A 4,826-nucleotide genomic window follows, 5' to 3' on the forward strand; every position below is an offset into this window, starting at 1 on the left:
TACCGGGAGACGATCTCGCCGCCGCCGGACGGCACCCCGGCGGCGTCCGCGGACGCGGAAACCGTGACGCAGGTGGTCGCGGAGCGGATGCCCGACGCCGTCGGCGCGGCGCCCGAGGAGATCGACGAGGCGGAAGCGGCGCTGCCCGACGGCGCGCGGCTGCCCGCCGAGGTGCGGGCCCTGTACGCGGCGGCCGGCTCGGGCAACCTGCGGTTCGAACCGCAGGAGGACCTGTTCGGCGGGTTCGAGATCGTGCCGCTGCGCGGAAGCTTTCTGCGCGAGGCGTTCCTGCCGGCGGCCCGGTTCAGCACCTGGAGCGCCGACGCGGACACGTCCGCGCCTGCGGATCCGGCCGGCCGGGTGCAGTCCGCCGTCGGCTCGCCGCTCTGGTTCCCTGTGGGGACGGACGGCGCCGGCAACGTCTGGGCCGCCGACCTCGCGCCCGGCCCGAACGGCCACCTGGGGCAGATCGTGCTGCTCGACCACGAGCAGCCGGCCGGGGCGACCTTCCGGGCGGAGAGTCTGGCGGCGCTGCTGGTGGGGCGGCGGGTCGAGGTGGGCGGGACCGGTTCCGGGGAGGGCTCCCCGCGGCGACCGGACGACCAGCCCGCCGGAGCCGGCCCGCGGCCGCCGTCGGACAGCGAATTCCTCAACCTTGACCCGGCTGCCTGGGCCGAACGGCTCGACGCAGGGACGGTGCCGACCACTCTCAAGGCCGCCGGGCTGGCGCCCGACCGGGCGCACCCGCCGGCCCTGACCGACGCGATCGCGGCGGCCAACCGGCTGCTGAAGCTGCGCGGGCAGCCGATCATCGAGGTCACCCGGCTGACCAGGCCCACCGGATCTCGTCCGAAGGGTGGTCCGGTCTCCTCGGCGGACGCGGAGGTGCCGCGACGCAAGGGACTGCTGGGCCGCCTGTTCGGGCGCTGACCGGCCAGGACGCGGCCGCCCGCGCGCGAGGCCAGGACGAACGAGACCCGCGCACGACGAGGGCGGGACCTCCCGGAGGAGGCCCCGCCCTTGTCACACCCGCGGCGTCAGGCCGGCGACGTCATGCCGACCGGCTCAGTGCCCGCCGTGGAACTCGCCGTCGGTCTCGGGCCGCTTGATCAGGACCGCCAGTGCGATCGTCACCGCCATCACACCGGCGCCGATCGCGAACGCCAGGCTGGCACCGGACGTCAGGGCGTCGGCGGCGGACTCCCCGGCGGCGGTCAGCGTGTCCGACCGGAGAGTCATGATCGCGATGAACAGCGCGATACCCGCCGCACCCGCGACCTGCTGCACCGTGTTGATCGTGGCTGAGCCGTGCGAGTACTGGTGCGGCTTGAGCACACCGAGCGCCGCGCTGAACAGGGGTGTGAACACCGCGGCCAGGCCCAGGCTCAGCAGGACGTGCGCGCCCAGCACGTAGAGCGGCGAGATGCCGGGGTGCAGGAAAGCGAGCATCCCGATGCCGAGGGTCACGAGTACCGTGCCGGGCACGAGGATCGGACGCGGCCCGACCCGGTCGTACCAGCGGCCGACGACCGGGCCCAGCAGACCCATCGCGAGTGCGCCGGGCAGCACGATCAGCCCGGACTGGAGCGGCGACAGGCCCATCGCCTCCTGCAGCACCAGCGGCAGGACGATCAGGGTGCCGAGCATCGCCAGCATCGCGACCGCCATGATGCCGATGGCCACGCGGAAGTTGGACTCGAGGAAGGTGCGCAGGTCCAGCAGGGCGGAATCGGTGCGCTGCCGCACGATCTGCCGCCAGATGAACAGGCCGAGGAACACCAGACCCGCACCCAGCGGGATCCACGGGTTGAGCCCGCCGCCCGCGTGCGCGCCCTCGCCCAGCCCCGACAGGCCCCACACGAGACCGCCGAACGCGACCAGCGTGAGCAGCAGGGACAGCGGGTCGAGCGTGTGGTGCTCCTTCTCGTTGACGTCGCGGATCCAGAGCAGGCCGGCGACCAGCGCCAGCACCGAGATCGGCAGGACCACGCCGAACACACCGCGCCAGCCGAGCGGCTCGAGGATCGCGCCCGAGAGCGTCGGGCCGAGCGCGGGTGCCGCCGCGATGACCAGACCGACGTTGCCCATGACCCGGCCGCGCATGTGCGCCGGCACGATGGTCATGATGGTCGTCATGAGCAGCGGCATCATGATGGCCGTGCCCGTCGCCTGCACCACGCGGCCCGTCACCAGGACGCCGAAGCCCGGCGCGATCATCGCCAGCGCGGTGCCGGCGGTGAACAGGGACATCGCGAGCAGGTAGGCGCCGCGCGTGCCGAGCCGGTTGATGAGGAACCCGGTCGCCGGGATCACGACGGCCATCGTCAGCAGGAACGCGGTGGTGAGCCACTGCCCGACCGTCGGGGTCACGCCCAGCTCGTCCATGATCGGCGGCAGGGCCACCGACATGGTGGTCTCGTTGAGGATCACGGTGAAGGCGCTGGCCATCAGCAGCGCGATGGCCCGGAAGTGGCCGGGGGCGAGCTTGTCGGGGCGCGCCGGCGCGTCGACCACGGCGCCGCCCGACGTCGGGCGGCTGGTGCGGTCGTCCAGCGGATCAGCGGTGTCAAGGATTTCGGTCGTCATGGGGATTGCCCTCTCGGTACGGTGCGCGGGCCGAGATCGAGAGCGACATTGCACACGACCTACGTCTAACGACGCCGGACCATCGTCGAGTATTCCCGGCGATGATCGCGACCTGTTTTTGTCGACGTCTGCGGTCGGCAGAAATCATCGGTCGGGCATCGACCGGGCCGAGCTCAGTTCTCCGTGGCGCCGGTCGGTTCCGCGTCGCCGTCCCCGGGACCGCCCGAGGGGGAGACCGGCTCCGTGACCGGCGTCGCGACGCCGAGTGTCACGCCCTGCCCGGCCATGAACGGCTCCGGGTCGACGGCCTCGCCGTTCATCCGCACCTCGTAGTGCAGGTGGCAGCCCGACGACGTCCCGGCGCCGGCCGGGTCGATGCGCGAGTCGCCGCCCATGGAGGCGATCTGTTGCCCGGCCTGCACCGTCTGGCCCACGCGCACGAGGTTCGTGCCGGTGAGCAGGTGCCCGTAGGTCGAGTCGAGGCCCATGCCGTGCTCGATCCGGATCGTGTTGCCGGTGCCCCAGCCGGTCGCGCCGGAGATCACCACGCGCCCCGCCGCGGCCGCGTACACCTGCGTGCCGCACGACGCCGCGATGTCCTGACCCAGGTGGTACGTCGACGCGCCCGCGATGCCGGTGTTGCGGGGGCCGAACCCGGACGCCTTGGTCCCGACCGCCGGGTTGGCCCAGCCGCCGATGCTCACGGCGGCCTGCCCGATCGAGCCGGACATGCACGGAGCGGCCGCTGCGGCGCCCTGGATGGAGCGGGACAGCCCGGCGAGGTCCTCCTTGTCGGCACCGCTGACCAGCTGCATGACCTCCAGCGCCTGGTTCCAGTACTTCTGGTAGTGGTACGGGTCGGCGTTCCGCTGCGCCTTGTGCGCCGCGATGGTCGGCTCGAGCGTCTCCCAGCCGGTCACGGCGAGCAGGCGGTCGTAGAACCGGCCCGAGGACTGCACCGGGTCGAGCCGCTCCTCGACCGTGCCGTACCACTTCTGCTCCTGGAACATGCCGATCGAGGAGGTCAGCGAGCCGTCCGGGTTGCGTACCCCGAACCGGTCGTCGCCGTAGTTCAGGTTGCGCATGCCGGACTCGCCCAGCGCAGTCATCACCGTGATGGCCTGCGCGCGGGCCGGCACCCCGCGCTCCTCACCGACCTGGAGGATCACGGCCGCGTTCTGCAGCTGCTCGGCCGTGAAGCCGCCGGCGGCCTCCACCTGCCCGGCGGGCACCACCGACGCCGACATGCTGCAGCCGTTCTGCGACTGGTTCTCACTGACCGCGCCGCCCACGAGCACGACCATCGCGATCACCGCCGCCGGGACCGCCAGGACGGCTGCGGCCAGGACGGCCAGCACGAGCACAGCACGTCGCGTCGCGTCGTCCTTCCTCCTGCCGGTGCCCGGCCGCGAGGTCCGGACCGCCTGCGACACGGCCCGCGTCGCGAGCCCGACGGTGCCCCGCCCGCTCACGACCCCTCCGGCGGCCTGATCTGCTCGGCCAGCCAGGGTGCCGCGCCGTCGACCCGGGTCAGCAGCACCGTGTAGGCGCCGATGTCGGTGGGCACGGCCACCTCGGCGAGGAGCGTGGACGTCTCGTCGGTGACCTCCGGCTCACCGGTCACCTCGGTGACCGGCACGAGGCGTGGGTCGACGTCCTGGTAGACCGGCTGCGCCTGCGGCGTCAGGAGCGGCTTGAGGCCGTCCCACCAGGCGTCCCCCGCCTGGTCCTTCGCCGCGAACGCGGTCATGGTCGCCAGGGCGGCGTCGCGCGCGGCCTGCCGGACGGCCTTGTCCCACCTGGCCTTGACGGGCTCGGCGGGGGCGGCCTCGTCGAACTCCGGCTCGGCCGTCACCTCGACCGCCGGGTCGCCGGCCGCAGGGTCACCGTCGACAGCCTCGGTGGCGGCCGCGTCGTCGGCGTCGTCGGACGTGCCCACGGGGTTGTCGAAGTCGTCCTGACCCCCTGACGTGACGACGTCGCCCACCTCAGCCGTCGGGTCGGCCGCCGGGCCGCCCTCGCGGGGCCACCCGATCCAGGTCCCGATCGCGAGGACGATCACCGTCAGCACCACGATCACAGTGCGCTTCATGAGCGGCCCAGCCCTCGCATCTGACGTCGTCCGGGGTTGTGCACGATGGCGGACGGCTGCGGGCCGGCGCCCGGTGCCGGGCCACCCTGCCGTGCCGCGTTCAGGGACTGGGCGAGCCGGGCGGCGCTCTGCGAGCGCTCGCCCCGCC

The 4,826-nt window shown here is 73.2% G+C and carries 4 protein-coding genes; 1 reads left to right on the top strand and 3 read right to left on the bottom strand.

Annotated elements, in window-relative coordinates; genetic code table 11:
* A partial coding sequence (locus PROKR_RS00520; RefSeq protein ID WP_036958766.1) for an SMI1/KNR4 family protein occupies window positions 1-930 on the top strand: 930 nt, incomplete at its 5' end.
* 135 nt (window positions 931-1,065) lie between these two features.
* On the opposite strand, the gene PROKR_RS00525 is transcribed toward PROKR_RS00520, so the two are convergent.
* The 3 genes from PROKR_RS00525 to PROKR_RS30345 form a co-directional block, all read right to left on the bottom strand.
* Complete coding sequence (locus PROKR_RS00525; protein ID WP_084800174.1) at window positions 1,066-2,586, bottom strand: MDR family MFS transporter; 1,521 nt, start codon at window positions 2,584-2,586, stop codon at window positions 1,066-1,068.
* Between the two features lie 173 nt (window positions 2,587-2,759).
* Entirely contained in the window at window positions 2,760-4,058 is a 1,299-nt protein-coding gene (locus PROKR_RS00530) for a M23 family metallopeptidase (RefSeq protein WP_051432546.1), read from the bottom strand.
* A complete protein-coding gene (locus PROKR_RS30345; protein WP_051432547.1) occupies window positions 4,055-4,678 on the bottom strand; it encodes a hypothetical protein in 624 nt (207 codons plus the stop codon). Before PROKR_RS30345 ends, PROKR_RS00530 begins: the two co-directional genes overlap by 4 nt.
* Window positions 4,679-4,826: the final 148 nt, after the last annotated feature.

This window comes from Promicromonospora kroppenstedtii DSM 19349 (genome assembly GCF_000515355.1).
Taxonomy (GTDB): domain Bacteria; phylum Actinomycetota; class Actinomycetes; order Actinomycetales; family Cellulomonadaceae; genus Promicromonospora; species Promicromonospora kroppenstedtii.

Coding starts and splice junctions, on each gene's coding strand:
- PROKR_RS00525 (WP_084800174.1), bottom strand. CDS start 2,586: ATGACGACCGAAATCCTTGACACCGCTGATCCGCTGGACGACCGCACC.
- PROKR_RS30345 (WP_051432547.1), bottom strand. CDS start 4,678: ATGAAGCGCACTGTGATCGTGGTGCTGACGGTGATCGTCCTCGCGATC.